Here is a 26404-nt window from a genome sequence, read left to right on the forward strand (position 1 = left end):
CATGCCCCTGACCGGTCCCGCGCTCGGCGCATTGCGCATCCTGCTGGTGGAAGATTCCCCGGAGGATGCCGAGCTGATGTCCGAACAGATGCTCGATGCAGGCCTTGAGGCCACCTTCGAGCGTGTCGAGAGCGCGGACGACCTGCGCCATGCGCTGGCGCGCTTCCAGCCGGACATCGTGCTGTCCGACCTGAGCATGCCCGGTTTCTCCGGCGACGACGCGCTGCGCATCGTGCGCGATGCGTTGCCGGAGGTACCTTTCATCTTCGTCTCCGGCACCATGGGCGAGGAGAATGCGGTGGCGGCCCTGCAGAAGGGAGCCAACGACTACATCATCAAGCACCAGCCAGCGCGCCTGCCGTCGGCCGTGGCGCGCGCGGTGCGTGAGGCACGCAGCGCCATCGAGCGCTCGCGGGTGGAAACCGAGCTGATGCGCGCGCAACGGCTGGAAAGCCTGTCGTTGCTGGCCGCTGGGCTCAGCCACGATCTGCGCAACATCCTGCAGCCGCTGCTGATCATGCCGGACCTGCTGAAGGCGCGTACCGAAGATCCGCAGCTGCACCACCTGGCCGACGTGATCGCCGAATGCGGTCGCCGTGGTCATGAGATGGCCGAATCGATGCTGTCGTTCGTGCGCGGCTCGCGCAAGGCCAGCGAACGCATCCACATCGATGACCTGTTCCAGGCCGTGGCGCTGCTGTTGCGCAGCAACGTGCCCGATGGCGTCCGTCTGGACTTGGTGGTCGAGGATGAGGGGCTGGTGGTCGATGCCAACTACACCGAGTTGCAGCAGGTGTTGTTGAACCTGGCGCTCAACGCGATCCAGGCGATGCCCCAGGGTGGCAACCTGAGCCTGACCGCCAGCCATGGTGGCCAGCGCGATGGCGAGGACTGGCTGCGCATCGCGGTGGTCGATGAAGGCACCGGCATGGATGCGGACACGTTGTCGCACCTGTTCAACCCGTTCTTCACCACCAAGGCCGATGGCACCGGGCTGGGCCTGATTTCCTGCAAGCGCATCGTCGAAGGTGCCGGTGGCAGCATCCACGTCGACAGCCAGCTGGGGCGAGGCACCTGCTTCGAGCTGCGCTTGCCGATGCATGCCAGCGCCGAGGGCGGCGAACCGATCGAACAGCTGGTGGCACTGGGCAGTGGCCAGTCGATCCTGGTGGTCGATGGTGAAGCCACCCGCCTGTCGCTGTTGGGCAATGCACTGTCCAGTCAGGGTTATCAGCTGCAGTTGGCCTCCGATGGCCCGGCTGCGCTGCGCTGGATGCAGCAGGAGGCGATGCCGGCGCTGGTGATTGCCGATGCCGGCTCCAAGCTGTTGTCGGCCAGCCAGCTGCTGGGCGAAATGGCCACGCTCGGCTACCGCGGCCCGGCACTGGTGCTGGAAGACGCTGCCGGGGAGATGCCCGAAGATGTGTTCCCCGCTGGCATCGAGGTGCACCTGCTGCGCAAGCCGCTGCAGATGCAGCAGGTGTTCCGCGCGGTGGCCGACGCGCTGGGCTGAAACAGGGGTAGTGCCGGCCGCTGGCCGGCATCTGCGTGTGGTCGAATCATTGCGGTTGCCGGCCAGCGGCCGGTACTACCGGTCCTGGGGTTCCCACGGGAACCGCGGCAGGCTTTCCACCGCCTGTTCCAGCCGTCGCGACCAGTTCTGGTGGATGTCGGCGTACAGCGGTGAATCGGCGCCCAGCCGCAGCTGCTGGCTGATCCGCAGTTCGCCGGCGCGCAGCAGCGCCAGGTCGACCGGCAGGCCCACCGACAGGTTGGAACGGATGGTCGAATCCAGCGAGACGATCGCCGTGCGTGCGGCATCTTCCAGGCGCGTGGACGGGGTCAGGATGCGGTCCAGGATCGGCTTGCCGTACTTGGACTCACCGATCTGCAGATAGGGCGTCTCCGGCGAGGCGGCAATGGCGTTGCCCAGCGGATAGACCATGTACAGGCCGGGCTGTTCACCGGCAATCTGTCCACCGAAGATCAGCGTCGCCTGGGTGTTCACCCCGTCGTGGCCATGCTCGGTGTGCTGGCTCTGTACCTGGCTGTCCACCAGCAGGGAGCCGACGTAGGCCGCAGCCTCGAACAGATGGGCCATGTCGCGCAGGTTCGGCGTGCGCCGCTCCTCGGCATCGCGCTTCAGCCGCGACACCAGCAACTGTGTCGTGGCCAGGTTGCCAGCGGCCATCACCACATAGGCGGCCTGGCCGGGATATTCGAACACGTGCAGTTTGCGGTGCACGCGGACATCGTCCAGCGCGGCATTGGTGCGGGTGTCGGCGGCGAAGACCAGGCCCTCGTCCACCTCGATTCCAACGCAATAGGTCATGTCGGTGCCCTATCATATGCGTCCCGGATTGTAGGCAGGCCGTTGTGACGATGGCATGCCCGCGCTCCACCTGATTGCCGTCACCGGAACCGCATGACCACCGTGCTCCTGAGCCTGGGCAGCAACGTCCATCCCCGCCGCTACCTCCACGCTGCGGTGGCGGCCCTGCGCGAGCGCTTTGGCGCGCTGCAGGTGTCTGCCGCCTACCGCACCGCTGCCGTCGGTTTCGACGGCCCGGCCTTCCTCAACAACGGCGTTGCCCTCGAGACCGACCTGCCGCTGCAGGAACTGGATGACTGGCTGCATGCGCTGGAAGATGCGCATGGTCGTGACCGCAGCGGCCCGCGCTTCTCCGACCGGACCCTGGACGTCGATGTGGTGTTCTATGGCGACCTGGTGGTGGAGGGCCCCGGCCATCTGCGCATTCCGCGCCCGGAACTGAAGCATGCCTTCGTGCTGAAGCCGCTGGCTGACATCGCCCCGGACTTCGTCGATCCGGTCAGCGGCCTGGACCTGGCCACGTTGTGGCGCGCGCACAAGCAGTTTGGTGAAGCGTTCGAGGTCGTGGACCTGGAATGACGGGTGGTTGTTGCCGCTGCGCTCGCCGGGCATGGCCCGGCGCTACCGGTAGTGCCGGCCGCTGGCCGGCAACATTTCAGCTGACCGTACGCCCACCATCCACGCGCAACGTGTGGCCGGTGACGAAGCTGGCCTCGGCCGCCAGCCAGTAAACCGCTTCGGCGATTTCCTCGACCGTGCCGATCCGCGCCAGCGGCGTGCGCGCCAGCAGCGCCTCGCGGGCGAAATCGTCCTTGCCCTGTTCCGGCCACAGGATCGCACCGGGTGCCACCGCGTTAACCCGCACCTTCGGCGCCAGTTCCAGTGCCAGCGAGCGGGTGGCCATTTCCAGCGCGGCCTTGGCCATCGTGTAGGCGACGTGGTCGCGCATCGGGTCGGTGCCGTGCAGATCGGTCAGGTTGACGATGCAGCCGTGCTGGCGGCGCAGGTAAGGCGCGGCGGCCTGGGCCAGCAGCAGCGGCGCGCGCGCGTTGACCGCGTACAGCTCGTCCATCGCCTCGGCGGTGACCTGGCCGAGCGGGGTGGGGAAGAAGTTGGAGGCGTTGTTGACCAGCGCATCCAGGCGGCCGAAGTGGGTGACCGCCTGCTCGACCAGATCGGCCAGGGCATCGGCGTCGCGCAGGTCGGCCTGCAACGCCAGCACGCTGCCGGGGCGCTCGTTGTCCAGGTCGAAGGCGGCCTGCTGCAGTTCGGCGCTGGAGGTATGGGCGTGCAGCACCACCGACCAGCCACAGGCGTGGAACTGGCGGGCGATGGCCGCGCCGATCCGGCGTGCGCTGCCGGTGATCAGGGCCACGGGGGCGGTGTCACTCATCGAGGGTCCTCCAAGGCTCGGCTATCCTGTGCACCATTGTCACCGCATTCGAAGACGCCATGCAGCCTACCTTCCCCCTGCCCGAAGCCGATGCCCTGGCCCACAGCGATCAACTGGCCGCCGCCCTGCGTGCCGAGATCCTCGCACAGGGTGGGGCGATGCCATTCTCCCGCTTCATGGAGCTGTGCCTGTACACGCCGGGCTGGGGCTACTACAGCGCCGGTGCCAGCAAATTCGGCGGCAGCGGCGATTTCACCACCGCACCCGAGCTCGGCAGCCTGTTCGCCGGCAGCGTGGCCAATGCACTGGCGCCGGTGTTCGGCCAGCTCGATGCGCACGCACGGATGCTGGAACTGGGCGGCGGCACCGGCGCCTTCGCCGAGGCGGTGCTGCTGCGCCTGGCCGAGCTGGAGGCGCTGCCGGCCCGCTACGCGATCCTCGAGCCCAGTGCGGACCTGCGCCAGCGCCAGCAGGAGCGCCTGCAGCAGAACCTGCCGCCCGAACTGGCCGGCCGGGTGGAATGGCTTGATCGTCCGTTCGAGGACGACTGGGACGGCGTGGTGTTCGCCAACGAGGTGATCGATGCGCTGCCGACACCGCGCTTCCTCATCAAGGACGGCGAGGTATACGAGGAAACCGTCGAACTGGACGGGCAAGGCAACTTCATCCGTGGCGCACAGCCGGCCGACCTGCTGCTCAACGGCGCGGTGCGCCATCTCGAGCGCTACCTGGAAAAGCCTTTTGCCGACGGCTACCGTTCCGAAGTGCTGCCGCAGCTGCCGTACTGGCTGCAGGCGGTGGCCGGTGGCCTGCGGCGTGGCGCGATGCTGTTCGTGGACTACGGCTACAACCGGGGCGAGTTCTACCAGGAAGAACGCGATGACGGCACCGTGCGCGCGTTCTACCGTCACCACGTGCACAACGAGATCCATCGTTGGCCGGGCCTGCAGGACATCACCGCATCGGTCGATTTCACTGCCATGGCCGAGGCCGGCCTGCATGGCGGATTTGAATTGGCCGGGTACTGCAGCCAGGCCAGTTTCCTGCTCGGCAACGGCCTGGACCAGGTACTGACCCTGGCCGAGGAGCGCACCGATGAGGTGGGCCGCATCCAGTTGCGCGACCAGGTGAAGAAGCTGACCCTGCCAACGGAGATGGGCGAGCGTTTCCAGGCCATTGGCCTGCAGCGCGACGTCGATTTCGAACCGGCTTTCGAACTGGGCGACCTGAGCTGGCGCCTGTGAGTGCAGCGTTGCCGGTGATCAAGCCGCTGCGGCGGCCGCGACTGTGGACCGCGTTGTGGGTGTTGGCGGTGCTGACGGTGATCGTGGTCTGCCTGATTCCGCCGCCGCCGATCCCGCTGCCGGAAAACAGCGACAAGGGCGAGCATTTCCTGGCTTATTTCATCCTGGCTGGCAGCGCGGTGCAGTTGTTCCGGCGTGGCCGCCCGCTGCTGTGGGTGGGTGCTGGCCTGGTGCTGATGGGCGTCGGCATCGAGTTCGCGCAGGGCGCGTTGACCAGCAACCGCATGGCCGATCCGATGGATGCGGTGGCCAACACCGTTGGCGTGTTGGCGGGGATGGCTACCGCATTGACCCCGCTGCGCGACATGCTGCTGCGCTGGCGGGGGTAAGGCGCGCCAACCAAGGTTGGCGACTACCAAAGGCAGCCAGGCATGCTCTGGCTCTGCGGTAGATCCACGCCATGCGTGGATGAATCTTCCCGGCGCCAACCAAGGTTGGCGTCTACCAAAGTCAGCCAGGCATGGCCTGGCTCTACAGTAGATCCACGCCATGCGTGGACGGATCTCGGCGGCGCCAACCAAGGTTGGCGTATACCAAAGGCAGCCACGCATGGCCTGGCGCTACAGTAGATCCACGCCATGCGTGGATGGATCTCGCCGGCGCCAACCAAGGTTGGCATCTACCAAAGGCAGCCAGGCATGGCCTGGCTCTACTGTAGATCCACGCCATGCGTGGATGAATCTCACCGGCGCCAACCAAGGCTGGCGTCTACCAAAGGCAGCCAGGCATGGCCTGGCGCTACAGTAGACCCACGCCATGCGTGGATGAATCTCGGCGGCGCCAACCAAGGCTGGCGTCTACCAAAGGCAGCCAGGCATGGCCTGGCTCTACTGTAGATCCACGCCATGCGTGTCCGCCGTTATTTCCCCAGCGTCACCTCATCCAGCACCCACATCGCCGGGCGCGTGTCGCCGGTGAAGTTGATGCACAGATCGCCCGTGCCCGAGGTGCCCTTCGGCAAAGCCGCACGCAGGGTCACGAAGCCGTCGGCATCGGTCTGCGCCGGCAGCGGCACCTGCGCCAGGACCTTGCCGGTGCAGTCACCGCGGCGGATCAGCATTTCGCCGTGCGCGCTCCGGGCCTTTTCGAAGCGACGCTTCGGCTCGTCGTGGGCCAGCTGGAAGTAGTACGGAATGCGGCCCGCGCGCACTTCCACGCTGCCGATGCCATCCAGCTGTGCCTGCGGCCAACGCCAGCACGGCTGGAAGATGTCGACGGTGAACACCGCACGCGCACCTTCGCGCGGACCATCATCTTCCAGGCGCAGGACAAGGCCCTTCTCGCCGACGCAGCTGCGCAGTGCTTCGCTGTGCCGCGACAGCAGCGACTGCGCGGTGTACGCCGCCACCGTCGGCTTCGCGGCCAGCGGCTGGCCCTGGTAGAAGGCGGCAGCCTGCACCGTCGCCGGCAGCGTGGACGTCAGTGGCTGCTGGTACAGCGGCGACTGTGCCGTCACCGGCTTGCCGTCGCTGCTGTAGCGCACTTCATAGCCCAGTGGATTGGCCAGCGACACGGTCACCGTGTTCGCCGCGCGGTCATCGGTGTAGGCCACGCCTACTTCGAACGGCGTCTGCGCGTAGGCCAGGCCCCAGGCACGGTAGCGCTGCAGCTGCGAGGGCAGGCGGGCCAGGAAGTCGCGGAAATCGCGATGCTCCGGCGTGCTCCAGCCGGTCTCGGCCACGGCGGCCAGGCGCGGGAACAGGTTGTGCTGCAGACGCGCGTAGGTGCGCGTGTGCTCGGTGAACATGTTCGCCTGCAGGCCGAGGATGTGGCCGCGCTTGTCGGCGGCCAGTTCGGCCGGCACCGGTTCGTAGTTGTAGAGCTTGGCCAGGTTCACCTGCGTCGGCCGGCCCGGCGGCTCGTTCGGCGAGGCCGTCTGCAGGTAATCCAGGTACAGGTGGCTGACCGGCGACATCACCACATCGTGGCCGGCGCTGGCCGCAGCAAGGCCGCCTTCGGTGCCGCGCCATGACATTACCGTGGCCTGCGGCGGCAGGCCGCCCTCAAGGATCTCGTCCCAGCCGATCAGGCGGCGGTCGTGTTGTTCCAGGAAGGTCTCCAGGCGCTTGATGATGTGGCTCTGCATGGCCATCTCATCCTTGATGCCGAGCGCGCGCATGCGCTGCTGCACCTGTTTTGACGTCTCCCACTGGTCCTTCACCGCCTCGTCGCCACCCACATGCACATACCTGGCCGGGAACAGGGCGACGACTTCTTCCAGCACGTTTTCCAGGAAGGTGACGGTACCGTCCTCGACGTTGAACAGGTTCGGGAACACGCCCCATTCGCTCAACGGTTTCAACGGCCTGTTGATCGTACCCAGTTCCGGATAGGCGGCGATGGCAGCGGTGGCGTGGCCGGGTACATCGATCTCCGGAATGACCTGGATATGCAGCTTGGCGGCGTAGGCGATCACTTCGCGGATCTGGTCCTGCGTGTAGAAGCCGCAGTACGGATGCTCCTTGCCACTGACCGGATCGATGCCGCCATCACCGGCCGGAAGGCGGCAGCTGCCGACTTCGGTCAGCTTCGGGTAGCGCTTGATCTCCATGCGCCAGCCCTGGTCGTCGGTCAGGTGCCAATGGAAGGTGTTGAGCTTGTGCGCTGCCATCGCATCGAGCACGCGCTTGATCTCGTCCAGGCTCTGGAAGTGCCGCGCCGAGTCGAGCATGAAGCCACGCCAGCTGAAGCGCGGCGCATCCTGGATCTGCACGGCCGGCAGCACGCCGTTGCTGCCGCCGGTGGCGAGCTGGGCCAGGGTGGTGGCGCCGTAGAACAGGCCGGTCTCGTTGCCGGCCTGCACCAGCACGCCCTGCGCGGTGCTTTCCAGCGTGTAGCCCTCGCCGCTGTCGCGGAAGGTCGGCACGATCTGGAAGCGGATGCTGTTGCCCTTGGCGGCGGCCTTGCCGTTGGCCACGGCCAGTCGCGGCCCCCCACTGCGCGCCAGCAGGTCGGCGAACTGTGCGGCCACGCGCTGTGCGGCTTCGCCATCGGCATGCAGCACGGTAGTGGCGCCCACGGTGATGCCCGCGCCGTTGCCGCGCTGCACGTTGGCCGGTGCGGGAATCAACATCAGGCTGCCGGCGCGCAGCTGCGGGCCAGGGCCGGTATCGAGTGCCGGGGCATCGGCGGCCCAGGCGGCGGGAAGCAGCGCCAGGCCCAGCAGCATGCTGGCAATGGGAAAGGGTCGCATCATCTCACTCCTGTGGTGGGCGGCTCGCTGCGCCGCGCGTGGCCGCCGCGCAGGCGGCGTTTCCAGACTCCCATCGTACGACGGGCCCGGAAATCCGGGCCCGTCGCGATGTGCAGCTGGGTGCAGGCTTAGAACTTGAAGTGCAGGGTGGCCATGTAGCGGCGGCCGCTCTTGTACTTGCCGGCCAAGTGTTCCTTGTCGCCCAGGTACTGGAAGTAGGTTTCGTCCAGCAGGTTCTGCGCATCCACCGTCAGCGACCAGTTGTCGTTGAAGGTGTAGCCGAAGCTGGCGCCCAGTTCTGCGTAATCGTCCACGCTGGAGGGGGCCGCGCCGGCCACGTAGCCGCCGGCCAGATAGCTGTCACGCCAGTTGTAGGTCAGGCGCGCATTGATCGGGCCCTTCTCGTAGTACGGGCTGAACGCAATAGCATTGCGCGACTGGTACGGCAGCGGGTCGCCGGTGTTGTTCTCGCCGTTGGCGTAGGTGTAGTTGCCGGTCAGGCCGAAGCCGCTTTCACCGAAGGGCTGCTGGAAGCTGATGTTGAAGCCCTTGACGTGGCCGCTGCCAGCGTTGCGCGGGCGCTGGATGCTGTAATCGCAGTAGCCATCGGCGGTGCAGCCGTTGCTGCCGACGATATTGGCCCAAGTCGCAGGCGAGGTGTCGCGGATCGAGTTGTACTGGCGCTCGATCGTAGCCGAGGTATCGATGTAGTTGTCGATCTTCTTGTAGAACACCGACCAGGCCACCACGGCCTGCGGCGCGTAGTAGTACTCGGCGGAGGCGTTGAAGTTCCACGACTCATACGGCGACAGATCGGCGTTGCCGCCCGAACCGGTCAGGGTGGTGTCGTTGAGGAAGGTGTTGTTGACCATCTGGTTGTACGGCGCCCAGGCGATCACCTTGGCTGCAGCAAAGCGGAACACCCAGTCGTTGTCGGTGTCCCAGGCCACGTTCAACGACGGCAGCACGAAGTCTTCCTTTTTGGTGCGGGTCTGCCACTTGCTGTCCAGGTCGGTCAGCGAGGGCGTGCCACCGTAGACGAAGCCGCTGCCTTCGGTCTTGGAATCGACGTAGCGCACGCCCAGGTTGCCGCGCAGCGGGCCGTTGGAGAAGTTCAGCTGCGCATAGGCGGCATTGTTGGTCTGGGTCAGCGCCCAGCTGTTGTTGAGGTAGCTGGCCGGATCGGGGTTGCTGTAGTCGATAGGGCTGTTGCGCACCCAGTTCAGCACGTTGTTGCGGCCGGCCTGCACGTGGCGGCCCTGGTCGGGGGTGAAGCCCTGGATATCGGTCAGGCCGATGGTGCCCACGTCGGCCAGCGTGCCCGGGGTGACGCCGCCATACACGTTGAGGGTGAAGGCTTCATCGTGCTTGCCGTGGCGCACGCCGAACTGCAGCTGGTTGAAGATGCTGTCGAACTGGACGTTGAAATCGAGCTGGGCGTAGGTGTCCTTGCTCTCGGTGGAGAACACGCCGTTGTTGCCGAACCAGCCACCGGCCGAGCCCCAGTTGGCCGGATCGCGCGCGCCGGCCGGGTCATCGAAAGTGATGCCCTTGTCCATGTTCCAGCTGTAGCCGCCGTTGTAGAACGGCTCGATGAAGTACTGGGCCAGGTTCTTGTTGTCGGACTTGCTCTGCCCGACCTGACCGGTCATGCCCCAGCCCTCGCCCTTCCACGCGCCGCGCAGGTCCACGCCCTTGGTGACCACTTCGGACAGGCGCACGTTGTTGTCATAGATCAGCGTACCGCTGTTGGCGGTGGCGCTGGCGTTGGAGTGGCCGCTGGTAGCCACGCCATTGCGCACGTCGCCAAGCTGGTTGACCGCGTTGACGGTGCCCGGGTTCCAAGTCAGGAAGGAATAGAGCGACTGGTTGTAGTTGTCGAACTTCTCCTTGATGTACATGCCGCTGAGGTTGAACTCAAGCGTGTCGGTCGGCTTGAACTGCAGGTTGACCACGGCGCTGTCGCGCTTGCGCTCCTGCTGGAACCAGGCGGCGTTGAACGAATTGGGCACGTCCACGTCGGCGGCCACGCCGGTGGCATTGGGGAAGGTGCTGGCCTTGGTGTAGCCGAACACTTCCTTGCCCTGGCGGTCGACGGCTTCTTCGTAGTGCTGGGCCGACACGGCCACGCCGAAGGTTTCGTCGTTGTTCTTCCAGCTGTACAGCACGGCGGCGTTCGGCTTGCCTTCGCTGGCCTGCTGGCTGTAGCTGTAGCCTACCGAGGCGGCCACTTCGTTCTGCTTCAGGTCCAGTGGCTGGCGGGTATGCATCAGCACGGTGCCGCCGAGGCTGCCTTCGGTCAGGCGCGCTTCGGACGACTTGAGGATCTCGGCGCGGCCCAGGATCTGCGGGGCCAGCAGCGTGTAGTCGAAGCCGCGGTTGGGTTGTTCGCCGTACAGCCAGATCGCCTGCGCCACCGGGTGGTTGTCGAGGAAGGACAGGTTGAGGCTGGGGTCGGTGCCGTCGATGCTGACGCGCTCGCCTTGGCCGAAGCGGCGGTCGAGGGTCACGCCCGGGATCTGCGACAGTGCTTCAGCAACGTTGGTGCTGGGGAACTTGCCGATGTCCTCGGCAGTGATCGCTTCGGACACACCGACGTTGTTGCGCTTGGTGTCCAGCGACTTTTCCAGGCTGGCGCGGATGCCCACCACCTGCACGGTGTCCAGGTCCTGCGGGCTCTGGTCCTGTGCGTGCGCCGAGAAGGCGAGGCAGCCGACGATGGCTGCCGAAAGCAGAGTCTTGCGGGTATTCATGATGTCTCTCCTCATCACTCGTTGGGTGCCGGCGGCGGCATGCGGATTGCGATTACGGCATGGAACGGAACGACGTGCTGCGATTGCGTTGAAGCCGATTGCAGGTTCAGGCGTCGGCGTGGAGCAGGTACCAGCTGGCAGCGCCGATCACGCCCAGCTGTCCGTGTTCGACCACCTTCACCGGGATGCGTGCCAGCGCCTCGCCCATGGGCCCCTTCTGCAGGTAGCGTTCGACGAAGGTGCTGGTGCGCAGGTACTCGCGGATCTGCGGCAGGATCCCGCCGGCCAGGTAGACCCCGCCGTGGGCGCCATAGAACAGGGCCATGTCGCCGATGGTGCTGCCGAGCAGGCCGCAGAACACATCCAGCGCCTGACGCGCCAGCGGATCGGTGCCGGTCATCGCCGCAGCGGTGACCGCATCGGGGCTGGCCAGCGCCGGTGCCTGCCCCTGCAGCGCGCAGATCGCGCGGTACAGGTTCATCAGGCCGGGACCGGAAAGGGCATGTTCGATCGACACGTGCGCGCGGTCGCGCTGCATGTGGCGGACAATCGCCATTTCCAGTTCGGTGCTGGCGGCCAGGGTCGGCTGCCCGGCTTCGGTGGCCAGCACCACCGGGCCGTTGGCGGTGGGAATCCACAGCGCTGCGCCCAGGCCCGTGCCGGGGCCGACCACCAGGGTCGGGCCGCGCGGCGCCGTTTCCGGGCCGCACAGGTGCAGCACGCCGCTGGCATCGACCTGCGCGGCTGCGTAGGCCACCGCTTCGAAGTCGTTGACGATGTGCACCCGCTGCAGGCCGACGTCGGCCTCGATCTGCCGCGCCGACAACGGCCACGGCACGTTGGCGGTGATCACCGTGCCGTCTTCGCGGGCGTAGCCGGCGGTGGCGACCACGCAATGCGACGGGCGCGGGCCTTCGGCCAGGAAGTCGGCGAGGATCGCGCTGAGCCCGGCGTGGTCGGCGTTGCGGTACTTGCGGTAATCGAGCACCTGCACCGGATGGGCATCGTCGCCGCTGGCCTGGACCCGGGCGACACGCACATGGGTGCCGCCAACGTCGGCAGCCAGGAACGAGGGCGCGACGCGGGACAGGACATGGGCCGGGGCGGGATGGCTGGCGGTCACGCGGGCTCCTGCTGCAGGTGGGGCCGGCCCCGGGAAGGGCAACGATGGAGCCGGCGATTGGGCGGAGTCTGTAACCGCGTTGACAACGATGTCAACGAGTTCGTGACACTTTCGTTGCTGCGCCGCAACGAATGCAGATCGCCGTAAACGTTTACATGGCGTGAGCATCGCATCCCGGGCGGAACCGTTGCAGCAAGGGGCTTCAAGGGCCAAGCGCATTCAGCGGATGGCCGTGCAACGCGCTTGCGCAGTGCAACATGAGGTGTGGTGACCCGTGCAGGGAAGTTGACAAACGGTCGCTGTCCATCGAAAGAATGTGACAACGTTGTTCCCAGCCACTCTCCGACGCCGTGTTCTGCGGCCGTCGCCGCAGGAGCCTTCCTGATGTCAGCCGTCCCCGCTGCAAGCGCACGCCCGAACGTGGCCTCGTCCATCGCAATCGTCGGCGTGCTGTTCTTCCTGATCGGCTTCTTCACCTGGCTCAACGGCCCGTTGATCACCTTCGTCAAACTCGCCTTCGAGCTGAGCGAGGTCGGCGCCTTCCTGGTGCTGATGGTGTTCTACCTGTCCTACTTCTTCCTGGCCCTGCCGGCGTCGTGGATCCTGCGCCGCACCGGCATGAAAAAAGGCCTGAGCCTGAGCCTGCTGGTGATGGCCGGTGGTGCGGCGCTGTTTGGTGAATTCGCCACCCAGCGCTGGTATCCCGGTGCACTGGGCGGCCTGTTCGTGATCGGTAGCGGCCTTGCGCTGCTGCAGACCGCGATCAACCCGTACATCTCCATCCTCGGCCCGATCGAAACCGCCGCACGGCGCATCGCGATGATGGGCATCTGCAACAAGATCGCTGGCATCCTTGCGCCGATATTGATCGGCACTCTGGTGCTGCATGGCATCGGTGATCTCGACGCTCAGGTGCAGGCCGCCGATGCGGCCACCAAGGCCACGCTGCTCAACCAGTTCGCGGCCAAGATCCACGCGCCGTATCTGGCCATGGCCGGTTTGCTGGTGCTGCTGGCGGTGGCGGTATTGTTCTCGCCGCTGCCCGAAATCAAGGCCTCCGAGGCCAATGCCACTCCGGCCGGCGTGCCAGGCAAGGCCGAGCGCAGCAGCATCTTCCAGTTCCCGCATCTGTGGCTGGGCGTGCTCTGCCTGTTCGTCTACGTCGGCGTGGAAGTAATGGCCGGAGATGCCATCGGTACCTACGGTCATGGCTTCGACCTGCCGCTGGACCAGACCAAGATGTTCACCGCGTTCACCCTGTTTGCGATGCTCATCGGCTACGTGGTCGGCCTGGTGTTGATCCCGCGAGTGGTCTCGCAGTCGCGCTACCTGACCATCTCGGCGGTACTGGGCGTGCTGTTCTGCCTGGGCGCCTTCTTCACCCACGGCTATGTGTCGGTCGCCTTCGTGGCGCTGCTGGGCTTTGCCAACGCGATGATGTGGCCGGCGATCTTCCCGCTGGCGATCCGTGGCCTGGGCCGCTTCACCGAAACCGGTTCGGCGCTGCTGGTCATGGGCATCGCCGGCGGCGCGATCATTCCGCAGCTGTTTGCCGTGCTCAAGCAGCACATCGACTTCCAGCTGGTGTTCCTGCTGCTGATGGTGCCCTGCTATCTGTACATCCTGTTCTACTCGGTGGTCGGCCATCGCGTCGGCCTGCCGCAGGACAAGGTCTGATCGGCGATGATGGACGGCAGCCAACCCCAGGAAAAGCCGATGCGCAGAGCGACCATCAAGGACGTTGCCGAAAAGGCCAAGGTCTCGCTGAAGACGGTGTCGCGGGTGATCAACAACGAGCCCTCGGTGATGCAGGCCACCCGTGCGCGGGTGCTGCGTGCCATTGCCGAGCTCGACTACGAACCCGATCCGTCGGCGCGCAACCTGCGCAGCGGCACCACCTTCGTGATCGGGCTGGTGTACGACAACCCCAACCCGTACCACATCATCGGCGTGCAGAACGGCGTGCTCGCGGCCTGCCGCGAAACCGGCTTCGGCCTGCAGATCCATCCGTGCGATTCCAGTTCGCCGCTGCTGGCCGATGAACTGGCCGACTGGGTGCAGCGCTCGCGCCTGGCCGGGCTGGTGCTGACCGCACCGATGTCCGAACGTCGCGACCTGGTCCAGGCGCTCACCGCGCGCGGCATCAAGCTGGTGCGGATCATTGCCGCCACCGAAGATCCGGCCGATGGCGCCTGTGTGTTCGTCGACGACCGCGAAGCCGCCTATGAAATCACCGAGCACCTGATCCAGCTGGGCCACCAGCGCATCGGCTTCCTCTGGGGTGGCACCTCGCACCGTTCTTCGGGCGAACGCTACGCCGGTTACGAGGCCGCGCTGAAGGACTACGGCATGACCGTGGACAAGCATCTGGTGGTGCAGGGCGACTACACCTTCGACGATGGTTTCCGCGGTGCGCGGCGCCTGCTGGCACTGCGCGAACCGCCCACCGCCATCTTCGGTTCCAACGATGAAATCGCCGCCGGCGTGCTGGCCGCAGCGAAGTCGGCCGGCATGAACGTGCCCTACGACCTGTCCATTGCCGGCTTCGAGGACAGTCCGTTCTCGCGCCAGTCGTGGCCGCCGCTGACCACTGCCAAGCAGGCCACCGAAGACATCGCCCGCCATGCCGCGCGCCTGCTGATCGCACAGCTGCGCAGCGATGCCTACGACGATGCGCCGGCGCCGCTGCACAACCAGGGCTTCGTGCCGCAACTGGTGGTGCGCGGCTCGACCGCACCGATGCGTCCTGCCGCCGCGCGTCCCCTTCCTTCCGATCCTTCCTGAGCCTGCCATGTCGCTGTCCGATCCCACCGCCACCCTGATGTTCGCCGAGGCTGCCGAAGCGGCCGAGGTCGTTGCCCGCCAGTTCGCCCGCAACCACGCCGTGATGGAGACGCTGGCCGCCAGCCTGCGCGCTGCGCCGCCGCCGTTCGTGGTGACCTGCGCACGTGGCAGCTCCGACCATGCCGCGACCTACGGCAAGTACCTGCTGGAAACCCAGCTGGGCCTGGTCGTCGCCTCGGCCTCGCCGTCGGTGGGTTCGGTCTACGCGGCACCGCTGCAGCTGCGCGGTGCGTTGTTCATTGTCATCTCGCAGTCCGGCAAGAGCCCGGACCTGCTGCGTAATGCCGAAGCGGCCAAGGCCGCTGGCGCGCGCGTGGTGGCGCTGGTCAACGTCGAGGATTCTCCGCTGGCACAACTGGCCGACACGGTCATTCCGCTGCATGCCGGCGTGGAGAAGAGCGTGGCGGCGACCAAGAGCTACCTCGCTTCGTTGTCCGCGCTGCTGCAGCTGGCCGCGTACTGGAAGCAGGACAGCGCGCTGCGCAACGCTCTGGACCTGCTGCCCGATGCGATGCGCGAGGCCTGGCAGTGCGACTGGAGCGCGGTGACCGATGGCCTGGTGGAGGCCAACAACCTGTTCGTGCTCGGCCGTGGCCTCGGCCTGGGCGCGGCGCAGGAAGCGGCGCTGAAGTTCAAGGAAACCTGCAGCCTGCATGCCGAGGCCTACAGCTCGGCCGAGGTCAAGCATGGTCCGATGGCGCTGGTCGATCGCGGCTTCCCGGTGCTGGCCTTTGCCCAGCCCGATGAGACCGGCGCCGGTACCCGTGCCGTGGCTGAAGAGTTCACCGCACGTGGCGCCAAGGTGTGGCTGGCCGGTGCCGGCGGCAACCTGCCGGTCGCTGCCGCGCCGCATCCGCTGTGCGCGCCGCTGCTGACGGTGCAGAGCTTCTATCGCGCGATCAATGCACTGGCGCTGCGCCGTGGCTTCAACCCGGATCTGCCGCCGCATCTGAACAAGGTGACGGAGACGGTGTGATGGCAACCGTCCTGCGCAATGCCCGCATTCTTGCCGGCGATGAGTTCCGCGATGATCTTGCGGTGGTGATCGAAGACGGCCACATCAGCGCGCTGCTGCCCGACGCGGCGCCGCAGCTGGGTACGGCCGACGAGCAGGTGGATCTTGGCGGTGGCTGGCTGCTGCCCGGCTTCATCGATGTACAGGTCAATGGCGGTGGCGGCGCGCTGTTCAACAACACGCCCGACGTCGAGTCGCTGCGTACGATTGCCCGTGCGCATCGCCGCTTCGGCACCACGGCAATGCTGCCGACCCTGATCAGTGACGACGTGGTCGTGATGCGCGAGGCGATCGGCGCGATGCGCCAGGCGATCGCACAGGGCGTGCCCGGCGTGATCGGCATCCACCTGGAAGGCCCGTACATCGCACCGGCGCGCAAGGGCACGCACGATGCCAGCAAGTTCCGCGTGCCGGACGAGCAGGAAATCGAACTGGCGTCGTCGCTGGACAACGGCGTGACCCTGCTGACCCTGGCGCCCGAGCGCGTGCCGCTGGAGACCATCCGCGCGCTGGTCGAGCGCGGTGTGATCGTCGCTGCTGGCCACACGGCCGGCACCTATGAAGAGATCCGTGCCGGCCTCGATGCCGGCGTGCGTGGCTTCACCCATCTGTACAACGCGATGTCGCCGCTGCAGGGCCGCGAACCCGGCGCAGTCGGCGCGGCGCTGGAAGATCGCGACAGCTGGATCGGCATCATCGTCGATGGCGTGCACGTGCATCCGGCCAGCCTGCGGGTGGCGCTGGCGGCCAAGCCGCGTGGCCGCCTGCTGCTGGTGACCGACGCGATGCCGCCGGTCGGTGCCGACGATCCGAGCTACGTGCTGTATGGCGAAACCATTACTGCCATCGACGGCGTGGTGCGCAACGCGGCCGGCTCGCTGGCCGGTTCGGCGCTGGACATGGCCACTGCCGTGCGCAACACCGTGCAGTTGCTGCGCCAGCCGCTGGCCGAAGCCGCGCGCATGGCCTCGACCTATCCGGCGCAGTTCCTCAATGTCGATGATCGCCTGGGCTACATCGCCGAGGGCTACCAGGCCGACCTGGTGCTGCTGGACGACGCGCTGCAGGTGCGTGGTACGTGGATCGCCGGCCAGTACGAGGCGGCCTGACGATGAGCAGCGCGCCGCCACGCCGGTTGGGCTCGATCGACGCCCTGCGCGGCATGACCGTGGCGGCGATGCTCCTGGTCAACAACCCAGGCGACTGGAGCGCGGTGTTCGCACCGCTGCGCCATTCCGACTGGCACGGTTGTACGCCGACCGATCTGGTGTTCCCGTTCTTCCTGTTCCTTGTTGGCGTGTCGATGGCCTTCAGCGTCGCACCGCGCGCGCTGGATCCGGCCGCACGGCCTGCGCTTGCACGTGGCGTGCTGGAACGCGCGTTGCGCATCGCCGTTGCCGGTGTGCTGCTGCACCTGCTGGTGTGGTGGGCACTGCACACGCACCATTTCCGCATCTGGGGCGTGCTGCAGCGCATTGCGCTGTGCGCGGCCGTGGTGGGCGTGCTGGCGGTGTATGCGCGCCCGCGCGTGCAGGCGGCCGCGCTGGTGGCGCTGCTGGTGGGCTACGCCGCGCTGCTGCTGGGCGTGGGTGACCTGGCGCCGTGGACCAACCCGGCCAGTCGCCTGGATACCACCTTGTTCGCGCCATGGATCTACCAATGGCAGGCCGATACCGGTCTGGGCCATGACCCGGAAGGATTGCTGAGCAGTCTCGGCGCATTGGCCAGCACCGTGCTGGGCCTGCTGGCCGGTGGCCTGCTGCGCAATGGCCGTGCCGGTGCATTGGCCGCGCTGGGTGCGGTCACCGCCGTGCTTGGCCTGCTGCTGGCAACCGTACTGCCGCTCAACAAGCAGCTGTGGACGCCCAGCTACGTGCTGTGGACCGGTGGCCTGGCCGCGCTGGCATTGTGGCTGGGCCACCTGCTGATCGACCGCAAGGGATGGCCGGCACTGGGCCGGCGCTTCGGCGTCAATGCCATCACCGCCTATCTGGGTGCCTCGGTGATGTCGGTGATCCTGTTGGCCACCGGCGCCTGGGGTTGGGTCTGGCAACAGTTGGCCGCAGCGATGCCACAGGCGCTGGAGCTGGCCTCGATGCTGCAGGCGTTGGCGTTCGTCGCGCTGTGGTGGGGCGTGGCGTGGTGGTTGGACCGACGTCGCATTTATCTGAAGATCTGAGCGCGGCAAACATCGTGGAGAACGGCCCATCCACGCATGGCGTGGATCTACTGGGCATGGCCCATCCGGGTGTGGATCCATGGCTATCCAGGTGTGGCATGCCCGCTGTGCCATGCGTGGATGTTCCATCCCGGGCGATGGGAAATGAATCGGTTCATCGACATGCGGGCTGCGTGACTACTTCCCGGTTTCACAACGAAAGCGTGACCGACTGCCGATAAGTTCACCTATCGAAACCATTCATGGCAGGGCAGACTGCATCGGCAGTGTCGTACAGAGCATCCGCAGTTCCTGATCCCCGACCCAGGAGTGCTGTATGTCCCATGTCGTCCCGCGCGGGTTCCGCCAGCGCCGCTTGACCGTTTCCCTGCTGCAGATCCTGGCGATGCCCTCGCTGCTCGCCCTGTCCGCCCCTGCCGCCTGGGCCGGGTGCGACGCGACGGCTCCCGTGGCCGGGCAGACCGTCACCTGCAGCAGCACCGCCCCCAATCCCGAGACAGCAGCCATCAGCGCCAGTGGCGCGGCAGGCATCACCGTGAATGTTGGCAATGGCGCGCAGCTGCAGCAGGCCGGCGCGGGCAGCGCCGTCTCCCTGCTCGGCGCGGGCGGGCACGTGCTCACCAATCTCGGCACCATCAGCTCGGCGAGCGGTAACGCGGTACAGCTTGGCGGCGGCAGCCGCGTCGACAACACCGGCAGCATCAGTTCCGGCAGCGGTATCGCACTGCAGTTCAGCGGTGCCGGCGACAGCGAGCTGGTCAACCGCGGCACCATCAGTGGCAGCAGCGGCGTGCAGTTCGGTGCCGGCAACGATCGTCTGCAGATGCTGGCCGGCAGCATCAGCGGCGGCGTGCAGCAGGGCGATGGCAACGACGTGCTGCTGCTCAGCGGCGGCACCATCGACAGCCTCGACCAGGGCAATGGCGATGACCAGCTGACCGTCAACGCCGGCACCATCACCGGGCTGGTGACGCAGGGCAGTGGCCGCGATGATTTCGTCATGACCGGCGGCACCATCGGCGCCCTGCAGCAGGGCGACAACATCGACACCTTCCGCATGAGCGGTGGCCGCATCGTCGGCGCGTTCGAAGATGGCGACCAGGCGTGGATGACCGGCGGCCGCATCGGCCGCGTCAACATGAAACTGGACAAGAACCTGTGGGACATGTCCGGCGGCACCGTCGACGGCAACGTGGTCACCGGCTTCGACACCGACACCATCATCATCTCCAACGACGCCTACATCGGCGGCAACATCAGCGTCAGTGGCGGCGCCGACAGCGTCACCATCACCGGTGGCACGGTGCGTGGCCAGGTGCTGCTGAGCACCGGCAACGACACCTTCAACTGGAATGGCGGCGGCATTGTCTACGGCGCCATCGACATGGGCCCCGACGATGACGTCGCGACCCTGGGCAATCTCAACCAGGCCAACCTCGGCGCTGTACCGCTGTTCGATGGTGGCACCGGCAGCGATCGCCTCAGCTTCAACAACGTCAAGACCGCTGGCGTCGGGCGCTTCCAGAACTGGGAAGCGATCAGCCTGGCCAGCAGCACCGAGCTCACCTTCGATGGCGACCTGGTGCTGGGCGACAGTGCCACCGGCACCGGCAGCTTGAACGTGGACGAGACCAGCACGCTGTTCGGCGGAGGCGGCAACCATGCGATCCGCCCGTTCGCGGCAGCCGCGCTGGTGAACATGGTCAACGCCGGACGCATTGATCTGACCAACAACAGCGGCGCCGGCGATGCCTTCACCATCCGTGGCAACTATCGCGGCGACGGCGGTGGCGTGTACCTGCAGACCGTGCTGGGTGCGGACGACTCAGCCAGCGACCGCCTGGTCTTTGATGGCGGCACCGCCACCGGCAGCACCGGCCTTGGCATCATCAACACCGGTGGCGGAGGAGCGGCCACGCTGGTCGACGGTATCCTGGTGGTGCAGGCGCTGAACGGCGCAACCACCGCGCCAGGCGCGTTCTCGTTGTTCGCACCGGTCTCGGCCGGTGCCTACGAGTATTTCCTGTTCAAGGGCGGCGTCAGCGCCGGCACCGGCGAGAACTGGTACCTGCGTTCGACATTGGCGGCCGGGCCGACGCCCGCGCCGAACGGCGGCGGCGAAGTACTGCCACCGCCACCGCCGACGCCCCCGGTGGCGCCACCACCGCCGATTCCCCCGGCACCCCCGCCGCCGCCAGAGGGTGCCACCGATCCGGACCTGACCGCAGGCGAGACCGCACCGCCGCCACCGCCGCCGGAACCTGCGCCCGTAGCGCCGCCCAGTGATCCACCCGTACCGGACGTGCCGGTGGCCGGTGGCAGCCTGCCCGGTACCGGTTCGCCGCCGCCCAGTGCGGGGGCAAGGCCCGCCGCGCCGAACGAGAACGGCCTGGTGCCGCTGTATCGCCTGGAGACCGCGGCCTACGCCGTGGTGCCACCGCTGCTGCGCGAGACCTCGCTGGCCAGCCTGGGGACCTTCCATGAGCGCCAGGGCGAACAGCGACTGCTGTACAACCAGGGCGCCTTCCGCACGGCATGGGGACGGCTGGTCGGGCAGAGCAGCGAGATCCACTGGAAAGGCGATGCACGGCCCGGCTTCGATGGTGACGTGATGGGTGTGCAGGCAGGCCTGGATGTGTGGGCTGCCAGCGGTGACAGCCACCGCAACCAGATCGGCGTGTTCGTCGGCCGTACCCGCGCCGATGGCAGGATCACCGGCCTGGCGGTAGGCTGGGACAACGTGTTGGTCGGCCAGAGCCGGTTGGACGACAAGCACGTGGGCCTGTACTGGACGTTGACCGACAGCAGCGGCGGCTACATCGATGCGGTGGCGATGCAGAGCCGCTACGACGGCCGCACGCGCTCCTCGCGCGGGCTGGGCATCGACCTCAAGGGCGATGGCACCACGCTGTCGCTGGAAGCGGGCAAGCCACTGCTGCAGTTCGGGCAGTCATCGTGGTGGCTGGAACCGCAGCTGCAGGTGATCTGGCAGCGCAGTTCACTGGATGACCAGCGTGATCTGGTGTCCACCGTTTCCTTCGACAACGACAACGCCTGGACCGGCCGCGTCGGCCTGCGCCTGGCGGGCGATTACCAGTTGGCCGACAACGGCTGGCAGCCGTACTTCAAGTTGAACTACTGGCATGGCCGTTCAGGCGAGGACCGCATCCTGTTCGACAGCGACGCGATCATCAATTCGCAGCGCTCGCGTGCTGTGGAGGCCGGTGTCGGCGTGGTCGGGCGCTTCAACCGCACGATCAGCGCGTATGCCGTGGCCGACTACACCCGCGAGGTTGGTGGCAGCGACAACGGCAAGCGCCGCATCATCGAAGGCAACATCGGCCTGCGCGCGGACTGGTGACGACCTCCGCTTGGGTGGGTGTCGACCTTGGTCGACACGAATCCAACCGACGCCATGACCCGCTCTGGTGGGTGCCGACCGAGGTCGGCACGAATCCCCCCGGCGCCATGATCCGCTCTGGTAGGTGTCGACCTCGGTCGACACGAATCCCTCCAGCGGCATGACCCGCTCTGGTAGGTGTCGACCTCGGTCGACACGAATCCCTCCAGCGCCATGATCCGCTTTGGTGGGTGCCAACCCAGGTCGGCACGAATCCCTCCAGCGCCATGACCTGCTCTGGTAGGTGTCGAACTCGGTCGACACGCCTTTCCACCAATCAAGCAATCCCAACGCCGCTGCATCACAACGGCGAACGCCCCAGCAACGCGCCCGCGTGATCGGCCAGCAGCTGCACCGCGTGCAACAGCCCTTCCTCCGTCAGCGGCGGGCACTGCGCTTCCACGTCGTCCAGTTCACGCGCCGCCTGCGTCGCCAGCAGCACACCTCCCAGCGCCGACAACGCCAGCAGGCAGCGCGTGGTGCAGGCCAGATCGCGCGCCCGTGCCGGCGTGATGCGCAGTTCCGTCCACGGCTCGCCGTCAGCGGCGTGGCAGCGCGTGACGTCGCGCAGCCGCTTGAAGAAGGCGGGCGTGGGAGCAGCTTCATCGGCTTCGGCCAGCGCGTCTTCCAGCGCCTCGGCGGTGGCGTTGGGCAGCTGCAGGTCGGGCAGGGCATCGCCCAGCAATGTGTGCAGGCGCGGATAGGTGGGGTAGAGCGTGGTCATGGCAACAACCTCACAGGGCTGGGCCACCTGCGGAATGCAAGGTGGCGGGCGGTGCGGGTTGGCGTGCCGGTGAAGCTTTCCAGAGGAAATGAAGCCGGCGGATCCGGAAGATCCCCTCGCACCGCCCGCCGCAGAACGACGGACGGTGCATTGTTCGGTCCTGCAACGTCGTTGCAAGTCCGCCTCTGAAAAGCTTCATTCGGGACGCCAATCCCGGCCAACACAGAACGCGCTGGCATAAGGAATTTCACACGCTGGCCGGCCTGTTGGAATGAGTGAAGTTGCAGATTTCCGGAGGGTGCATGTCGTGCCAGAAACGACGCGTTGCGTGATAGCGCCAGGCCATTGGACACAGTTATCCTTCCCGTTCACTACATGACACGGAGTCGTCAATGCTGAAGTACAGGGATGCGCGCATAGCCATGCTCGGCATGCTTCTGATTCCATCCGCTGCCGGAGCGGCGGAAGCTGCGGTCGAACTGCCTACGCCTGAAGCACGTGACCAGATGTTGGAACTGCTGGAAACGCAGTCGCTGTATCGCGACCGCGTGGATTGGAGCGAGGTGCGCATGCAGCTGGCCGCCGCTGGCAGTGACCGCGTTCTGCAACGCCGTTTGCTGGATGAGGCGGCTGCACGCAGCAGCGGAGGGCATGGGCGATGGATCTCGCCCGGCGAGCAGCACCAACGTTCCCAGCGCGCCCAGCGTTTGAACGGGGGCCAGAGCGCTGCCTTGTCCGCGCCTCGGCAGGACAACCCACGCATCGGCATATTGCAGGTGAGCCCCTTCGTTGAGGATCTGCGAAAGAGCGAGCAGGAGCGCTATACGGCGCGCAAGGCGTACGCGCTGGCGCTGCAGCAGCGCATCGCCACCTTGGATGATGGTGCACGGTGCGGTTGGGTGGTGGATGTAAGCAGCAATGGCGGCGGCAATATGTGGCCCATGCTGTTGGGACTGTTGCCGTTGCTGCATGGAACCACGGATCCCGAGGGAGGCGTGATTGGTGGGTTCCGCAGTGCTGGCGGCCTGCAGCCCTGGCGGCAGGGGGAGGGAGCGGTGACGGCCGGCGGCAATGGCTCGCTGCGCTCGCGTCAGGCCACCTACACGTTGCGGGTGTCGCCCGCACCTGTCGCGGTCGTGATGGGTGCAGGCACGGCCAGTTCCGGCGAGGCCGTGGCGCTGGCGTTCCGCGGTCAGCCGGGCAGCCGCAGTTTCGGTCAGCCCAGCGCGGGCCTTTCCACCGGCAACCGCCCGGTTCCTCTGGTAGATGGCTCGATGCTTGTGCTGACAGGGAATGTGATGACCGACCGCAGTGGACAGGGCGATGGCGCCAAGCTGCAGCCCGACCAGATCACGCCTAGTGGCCCTTCCACCCTGCTGGCCGCAGAAACATGGTTGCTCGCCCAGCCGGCCTGCAAGGACGGCTGAGCCATGCTGCTGATCGGCCAACACGAGCGAGTGCTGATTGTCGGCCCCACCGAATCGCACCACTGCCTGCGCTGCCAGACCGAAACCGAATTCGCCCCGCAACTGCGCTACAGGATGGCGCGCATCGACCTGCTGTTCGGCTTCGTCTACCAGCGCCGCTACGAGCTGGCCTGCACCGGCTGCGAACATGGCTGGGTGCTGGATACCGAAAGCATGGACCAGCAACTGGGCGGGGTGCCGATCCCATTCCGGCACCGCTTCGGCCTGCCGGTGATGCTGGTGATAGTGGCCGGGCTGGCGGTGGCGGGGTGGATGTGGCGGCAGGGACACGGTGGGGGCTGACCGTATAACTGAAGTGCTGCGTGCGGCTTATGATCTGGTTGGCGCTTGTACTGCGGAGTTTCCATGAACATTCGTCCTGTTCGCACAGAAGTCGACTACCAGAACGCGTTGCGCGAGCTGGAGGCCTATTTCGAGAACGAACCTGCGCTGGATAGCGAAGAGGGAGATCGTTTCGAGATTCTCGCCACCTTGGTGGAGGCCTACGAAGCGAAGCACTACCTGATCGAGCTGCCGGACCCGATTGAAGCGATCCGCTTCCGCATGGAGCAGGGCGGTCTGACCGTCAAGGATCTGGTGCCCTCGATTGGTCAGCTCAACCGCGTATATGAGGTATTGAATCGCAAGCGCGGATTGACCCTGGAGATGATCCGCAATCTGCACCGCAACCTGGGCATTCCGGCGGAAAGCCTGATCGGCCGCTGAGGTCGATTCCGCTGCGGAACGAGGTGTACGTAGGCTGATGCCGGGCCTGCTAAAGTTGCAGCCAGCAACCACGTACCGGAACCGACCATGGACCACGAAACGCCGTTCGAACCCGCCAACGACCTGGAAGTGCGCCTGTTGCAGGCCCAGGACGGAACCCTCACGGCTTCGCAGTTCCTCGACGGCCTGCTGACCGCGCCGGTGTTCGTGCTGCTGGACAAGGCCATCGGTGAAGACGGCGCCTGGGACGAGAGCATTTCGCCGCTGGTGCTGACCAGCGAAAGCGGCGAGCCGATGTTTGCGGTGTTCACCGCGCCCGAGCGCGCGGAGATCTGGCATGAGCAGCTGCCGCAGTTTGCCCACGCCATGCCCATCGCGGTGCATGCACTGCTGTCGGGCATCGGCGAGGGCGTCGGCCTGGTGCTGAACCCCGGCCTGGACGTGGGCATGGAGATGATTCCCGATGCCGTGGCGCAGCTGAAAGAGCGCGCTGCGGCGATCACCCGTGGGATGGCGCACTGATAGCGCTGTGGTTGCCGGCCAGCGGCCGGCACTACCGGTGACAGCGCCGGATAAGCATCAGCGGGCGGCGGCGATCGCCCGTACACGCGCCTTGGCCAGCGCCTCACCAATGGCCGGGCCTTTCAGGTTTGTGGTGTCCAGGTCACGCGCCTGCACTGACAGCGCCGCCCGGTGCAGGCGCTTGAGTGTTTCGCCCTGCGGGTAGTCGCTGTCCTTGAAACCGAGCCGGCCGCGCTTGTCGGCCTCGCAGCACAGCGCGATGCGTGCCACCCGCTCCGGCCGGCGCAACGCATCGCAGCGGCCCAGCAGTTCCAGCACGGTGGCATCGCGCAGTTCGTCGATGCGATGCACGTTCAGATGCTCGCGGCAGACGGCCTCGGCCAACTGCTGGTGCTCGGTCGGAATCTTCAGGCGCGCGCACAGTGCTTTCAGCGGTTTGATGCCGCGCTGCTCGTGCATGATGTGGCGCGGCCATTCCTCGGCCGGGGTCAGGCCCTTGCCGAGGTCGTGGGTCAGTGCGGCGAAGCCGACCAGGTCATCACCGGGCGCGAGCGTCGCCGCCATGTCGCTGACCATTTCCTGGTGGATGCCGGTGTCGACTTCCGGATGGAATTCCGCGCGCTGCGGTACGCCGTACAGCGCTTCCAGCTCTGGCAGTATCGGGCCAAGCGCGTGCGCGTCGTGCAGGGTCCGCAGGAACGCCGATGGGCGTTCGCACACCAGTGCCTTGCGCAGTTCCTGCCACACACGTTCCGGTACCAGCGCGTTGAGCTCGCCACTGGCGGCCACCTCGCGCATCAGCGCCATGGTTTCCGGCGCGACGGTGAAGCCGAGCGAGGCGAAGCGGGCCATGAAGCGCGCCGCACGCAGCACGCGTAGCGGGTCTTCAACGAATGCGGGACCGACATGGCGCAGCACGCGCTGCTCGATGTCGCGCGCGCCGCCATAGGGATCGACCAGCGTGCCGCTGTCTTCGTCGCAGGCGATGGCATTGATGGTGAAGTCGCGGCGCTGCAGGTCTTCTTCCAGCGTCACCGCCGGATCGGCATCGACCACGAAGCCGCGGTAGCCACGGCCGGATTTGCGTTCGGTGCGGGCCAGCGCGTATTCCTCGCCGGTCTCCGGGTGCAGGAAGACGGGAAAATCACGGCCGACCGCGGTGAAGCCCTGCGCTTCCATCTGCGCGGGCGTGGCGCCGACGACGACCCAGTCACGGTCGCCGGCAGGGCGCTGCAACAGGCGGTCGCGCACGGCGCCGCCGACAAGATAGATCTTCATGGGGGGATGATGGCACGGTAGCGGGGGGGGGGGGGGGGGGGCGCCCCCCCCCCCCCCGGGGGGGGGGGGCCCCCCCCCCCCGCGGGGGGCCCCCCCCCCCCCCCCCCCCCCCCCCCCCGAACAAATAGCCCCGCAGGGTGTTCCACCCCCAC

21 protein-coding genes are annotated in these 26404 nt (G+C 66.8%); 14 read left to right on the forward strand and 7 right to left on the reverse strand.

The window, feature by feature from the left end; genetic code table 11:
- The first annotated feature begins 1 nt into the window (after position 1).
- The gene (locus tag ABIA73_RS20270) at positions 2-1513 is read left to right on the forward strand and encodes a hybrid sensor histidine kinase/response regulator (RefSeq protein ID WP_032975381.1); all 1512 of its coding nucleotides are present in this window, start codon (positions 2-4) and stop codon (positions 1511-1513) included.
- Between the two features lie 75 nt (positions 1514-1588).
- Here the strand turns inward: ABIA73_RS20270 and ABIA73_RS20275 are convergent, their stop codons facing one another.
- Positions 1589-2332: a proteasome-type protease gene (locus tag ABIA73_RS20275; RefSeq protein WP_025878693.1), complete on the reverse strand. Its 744-nt coding sequence runs from the start codon at positions 2330-2332 to the stop codon at positions 1589-1591.
- A gap of 93 nt (positions 2333-2425) precedes the next feature.
- On the opposite strand from ABIA73_RS20275, the gene folK reads away from it, so the two are divergent.
- The gene (folK, locus tag ABIA73_RS20280; RefSeq protein ID WP_025878692.1) at positions 2426-2911 is read left to right on the forward strand and encodes a 2-amino-4-hydroxy-6-hydroxymethyldihydropteridine diphosphokinase; all 486 of its coding nucleotides are present in this window, start codon (positions 2426-2428) and stop codon (positions 2909-2911) included.
- A gap of 76 nt (positions 2912-2987) precedes the next feature.
- Here folK and ABIA73_RS20285 read toward each other — a convergent pair whose 3' ends face one another.
- Positions 2988-3725 (reverse strand): pteridine reductase, encoded by a 738-nt coding sequence (locus ABIA73_RS20285; protein WP_354276211.1) that lies wholly within the window; start codon positions 3723-3725, stop codon positions 2988-2990.
- Positions 3726-3784: 59 nt separating this feature from the next.
- On the opposite strand from ABIA73_RS20285, the gene ABIA73_RS20290 reads away from it, so the two are divergent.
- Positions 3785-4969 (forward strand): class I SAM-dependent methyltransferase, encoded by a 1185-nt coding sequence (locus ABIA73_RS20290; protein WP_025878690.1) that lies wholly within the window; start codon positions 3785-3787, stop codon positions 4967-4969.
- The gene (locus ABIA73_RS20295; protein ID WP_025878689.1) at positions 4966-5358 is read left to right on the forward strand and encodes a VanZ family protein; all 393 of its coding nucleotides are present in this window, start codon (positions 4966-4968) and stop codon (positions 5356-5358) included. Before ABIA73_RS20290 ends, ABIA73_RS20295 begins: the two co-directional genes overlap by 4 nt.
- Before the next feature lie 530 nt (positions 5359-5888).
- Here ABIA73_RS20295 and ABIA73_RS20300 read toward each other — a convergent pair.
- The 3 genes from ABIA73_RS20300 to ABIA73_RS20310 all read right to left on the reverse strand — a co-directional run bounded on the left by ABIA73_RS20300 (position 5889) and on the right by ABIA73_RS20310 (position 12098).
- Positions 5889-8222 carry a beta-N-acetylhexosaminidase gene (locus tag ABIA73_RS20300; protein WP_502960556.1) on the reverse strand — a complete coding sequence of 778 codons (2334 nt, stop codon included), beginning with the start codon at positions 8220-8222 and terminating at the stop codon, positions 5889-5891.
- A 128-nt stretch (positions 8223-8350) separates the two neighbouring features.
- The gene (locus ABIA73_RS20305) at positions 8351-10975 is read right to left on the reverse strand and encodes a TonB-dependent receptor (RefSeq protein ID WP_140227678.1); all 2625 of its coding nucleotides are present in this window, start codon (positions 10973-10975) and stop codon (positions 8351-8353) included.
- Positions 10976-11081: 106 nt separating this feature from the next.
- Positions 11082-12098 carry a glucokinase family protein gene (locus tag ABIA73_RS20310; protein ID WP_033832013.1) on the reverse strand — a complete coding sequence of 339 codons (1017 nt, stop codon included), beginning with the start codon at positions 12096-12098 and terminating at the stop codon, positions 11082-11084.
- Between the two features lie 384 nt (positions 12099-12482).
- Here ABIA73_RS20310 and ABIA73_RS20315 point away from each other — a divergent pair, with 384 nt between their 5' ends.
- The 6 genes from ABIA73_RS20315 to ABIA73_RS20340 all read left to right on the forward strand — a co-directional run bounded on the left by ABIA73_RS20315 (position 12483) and on the right by ABIA73_RS20340 (position 21497).
- On the forward strand, positions 12483-13775 hold the full coding sequence (locus ABIA73_RS20315) for a sugar MFS transporter (protein ID WP_059065118.1): 1293 nt from the start codon (positions 12483-12485) through the stop codon (positions 13773-13775).
- 39 nt (positions 13776-13814) lie between these two features.
- Positions 13815-14882 (forward strand): LacI family DNA-binding transcriptional regulator, encoded by a 1068-nt coding sequence (locus ABIA73_RS20320; RefSeq protein WP_025878684.1) that lies wholly within the window; start codon positions 13815-13817, stop codon positions 14880-14882.
- 7 nt (positions 14883-14889) lie between these two features.
- The gene (locus tag ABIA73_RS20325; RefSeq protein WP_025878683.1) at positions 14890-15918 is read left to right on the forward strand and encodes an SIS domain-containing protein; all 1029 of its coding nucleotides are present in this window, start codon (positions 14890-14892) and stop codon (positions 15916-15918) included.
- Positions 15918-17066 (forward strand): N-acetylglucosamine-6-phosphate deacetylase, encoded by a 1149-nt coding sequence (nagA, locus tag ABIA73_RS20330; protein WP_032975389.1) that lies wholly within the window; start codon positions 15918-15920, stop codon positions 17064-17066. Before ABIA73_RS20325 ends, nagA begins: the two co-directional genes overlap by 1 nt.
- Positions 17067-17068: 2 nt before the next feature.
- On the forward strand, positions 17069-18136 hold the full coding sequence (locus ABIA73_RS20335; protein WP_154881067.1) for an acyltransferase family protein: 1068 nt from the start codon (positions 17069-17071) through the stop codon (positions 18134-18136).
- A 316-nt stretch (positions 18137-18452) separates the two neighbouring features.
- Positions 18453-21497 carry an autotransporter family protein gene (locus ABIA73_RS20340; protein ID WP_354276213.1) on the forward strand — a complete coding sequence of 1015 codons (3045 nt, stop codon included), beginning with the start codon at positions 18453-18455 and terminating at the stop codon, positions 21495-21497.
- Positions 21498-21837: 340 nt separating this feature from the next.
- Here the strand turns inward: ABIA73_RS20340 and ABIA73_RS20345 are convergent, their stop codons facing one another.
- Positions 21838-22260, reverse strand: coding sequence for a hypothetical protein (locus ABIA73_RS20345; protein WP_025878679.1), 423 nt, complete (start codon positions 22258-22260; stop codon positions 21838-21840).
- A gap of 569 nt (positions 22261-22829) precedes the next feature.
- On the opposite strand from ABIA73_RS20345, the gene ABIA73_RS20350 reads away from it, so the two are divergent.
- The 4 genes from ABIA73_RS20350 (at position 22830) to ABIA73_RS20365 (ending at position 24974) form a co-directional block, all read left to right on the forward strand.
- Entirely contained in the window at positions 22830-23687 is an 858-nt protein-coding gene (locus tag ABIA73_RS20350) for a S41 family peptidase (protein ID WP_167552094.1), read from the forward strand.
- A gap of 3 nt (positions 23688-23690) precedes the next feature.
- A complete protein-coding gene (locus ABIA73_RS20355) occupies positions 23691-24029 on the forward strand; it encodes a hypothetical protein (RefSeq protein WP_080149839.1) in 339 nt (112 codons plus the stop codon).
- A gap of 63 nt (positions 24030-24092) precedes the next feature.
- Positions 24093-24452 carry a helix-turn-helix domain-containing protein gene (locus ABIA73_RS20360; protein WP_354276214.1) on the forward strand — a complete coding sequence of 120 codons (360 nt, stop codon included), beginning with the start codon at positions 24093-24095 and terminating at the stop codon, positions 24450-24452.
- Between the two features lie 87 nt (positions 24453-24539).
- Positions 24540-24974: an SseB family protein gene (locus ABIA73_RS20365; protein ID WP_059065110.1), complete on the forward strand. Its 435-nt coding sequence runs from the start codon at positions 24540-24542 to the stop codon at positions 24972-24974.
- A gap of 57 nt (positions 24975-25031) precedes the next feature.
- Here ABIA73_RS20365 and ABIA73_RS20370 read toward each other — a convergent pair whose 3' ends face one another.
- Positions 25032-26252: a multifunctional CCA addition/repair protein gene (locus ABIA73_RS20370; RefSeq protein ID WP_354276215.1), complete on the reverse strand. Its 1221-nt coding sequence runs from the start codon at positions 26250-26252 to the stop codon at positions 25032-25034.
- Between the last annotated feature and the right edge of the window lie 152 nt (positions 26253-26404).

This window comes from Stenotrophomonas sp. 2694 (assembly GCF_040548715.1).
GTDB lineage: Bacteria > Pseudomonadota > Gammaproteobacteria > Xanthomonadales > Xanthomonadaceae > Stenotrophomonas > Stenotrophomonas indicatrix.

What these genes read in the sequence shown, in the direction of transcription:
- ABIA73_RS20270 (WP_032975381.1), top strand. Translation starts at nt 2, where the DNA reads ATGCCCCTGACCGGTCCCGCGCTCGGCGCATTGCGCATCCTGCTGGTG.
- ABIA73_RS20275 (WP_025878693.1), bottom strand. Translation starts at nt 2,332, where the DNA reads ATGACCTATTGCGTTGGAATCGAGGTGGACGAGGGCCTGGTCTTCGCC.
- folK (WP_025878692.1), top strand. Translation starts at nt 2,426, where the DNA reads ATGACCACCGTGCTCCTGAGCCTGGGCAGCAACGTCCATCCCCGCCGC.
- ABIA73_RS20285 (WP_354276211.1), bottom strand. Translation starts at nt 3,725, where the DNA reads ATGAGTGACACCGCCCCCGTGGCCCTGATCACCGGCAGCGCACGCCGG.
- ABIA73_RS20290 (WP_025878690.1), top strand. Translation starts at nt 3,785, where the DNA reads ATGCAGCCTACCTTCCCCCTGCCCGAAGCCGATGCCCTGGCCCACAGC.
- ABIA73_RS20300 (WP_502960556.1), bottom strand. Translation starts at nt 8,222, where the DNA reads ATGCGACCCTTTCCCATTGCCAGCATGCTGCTGGGCCTGGCGCTGCTT.
- ABIA73_RS20305 (WP_140227678.1), bottom strand. Translation starts at nt 10,975, where the DNA reads ATGAATACCCGCAAGACTCTGCTTTCGGCAGCCATCGTCGGCTGCCTC.
- ABIA73_RS20315 (WP_059065118.1), top strand. Translation starts at nt 12,483, where the DNA reads ATGTCAGCCGTCCCCGCTGCAAGCGCACGCCCGAACGTGGCCTCGTCC.
- ABIA73_RS20320 (WP_025878684.1), top strand. Translation starts at nt 13,815, where the DNA reads ATGCGCAGAGCGACCATCAAGGACGTTGCCGAAAAGGCCAAGGTCTCG.
- ABIA73_RS20325 (WP_025878683.1), top strand. Translation starts at nt 14,890, where the DNA reads ATGTCGCTGTCCGATCCCACCGCCACCCTGATGTTCGCCGAGGCTGCC.
- nagA (WP_032975389.1), top strand. Translation starts at nt 15,918, where the DNA reads ATGGCAACCGTCCTGCGCAATGCCCGCATTCTTGCCGGCGATGAGTTC.
- ABIA73_RS20335 (WP_154881067.1), top strand. Translation starts at nt 17,069, where the DNA reads ATGAGCAGCGCGCCGCCACGCCGGTTGGGCTCGATCGACGCCCTGCGC.
- ABIA73_RS20340 (WP_354276213.1), top strand. Translation starts at nt 18,453, where the DNA reads ATGTCCCATGTCGTCCCGCGCGGGTTCCGCCAGCGCCGCTTGACCGTT.
- ABIA73_RS20345 (WP_025878679.1), bottom strand. Translation starts at nt 22,260, where the DNA reads ATGACCACGCTCTACCCCACCTATCCGCGCCTGCACACATTGCTGGGC.
- ABIA73_RS20350 (WP_167552094.1), top strand. Translation starts at nt 22,830, where the DNA reads ATGCAGCTGGCCGCCGCTGGCAGTGACCGCGTTCTGCAACGCCGTTTG.
- ABIA73_RS20355 (WP_080149839.1), top strand. Translation starts at nt 23,691, where the DNA reads ATGCTGCTGATCGGCCAACACGAGCGAGTGCTGATTGTCGGCCCCACC.
- ABIA73_RS20360 (WP_354276214.1), top strand. Translation starts at nt 24,093, where the DNA reads ATGAACATTCGTCCTGTTCGCACAGAAGTCGACTACCAGAACGCGTTG.
- ABIA73_RS20365 (WP_059065110.1), top strand. Translation starts at nt 24,540, where the DNA reads ATGGACCACGAAACGCCGTTCGAACCCGCCAACGACCTGGAAGTGCGC.
- ABIA73_RS20370 (WP_354276215.1), bottom strand. Translation starts at nt 26,252, where the DNA reads ATGAAGATCTATCTTGTCGGCGGCGCCGTGCGCGACCGCCTGTTGCAG.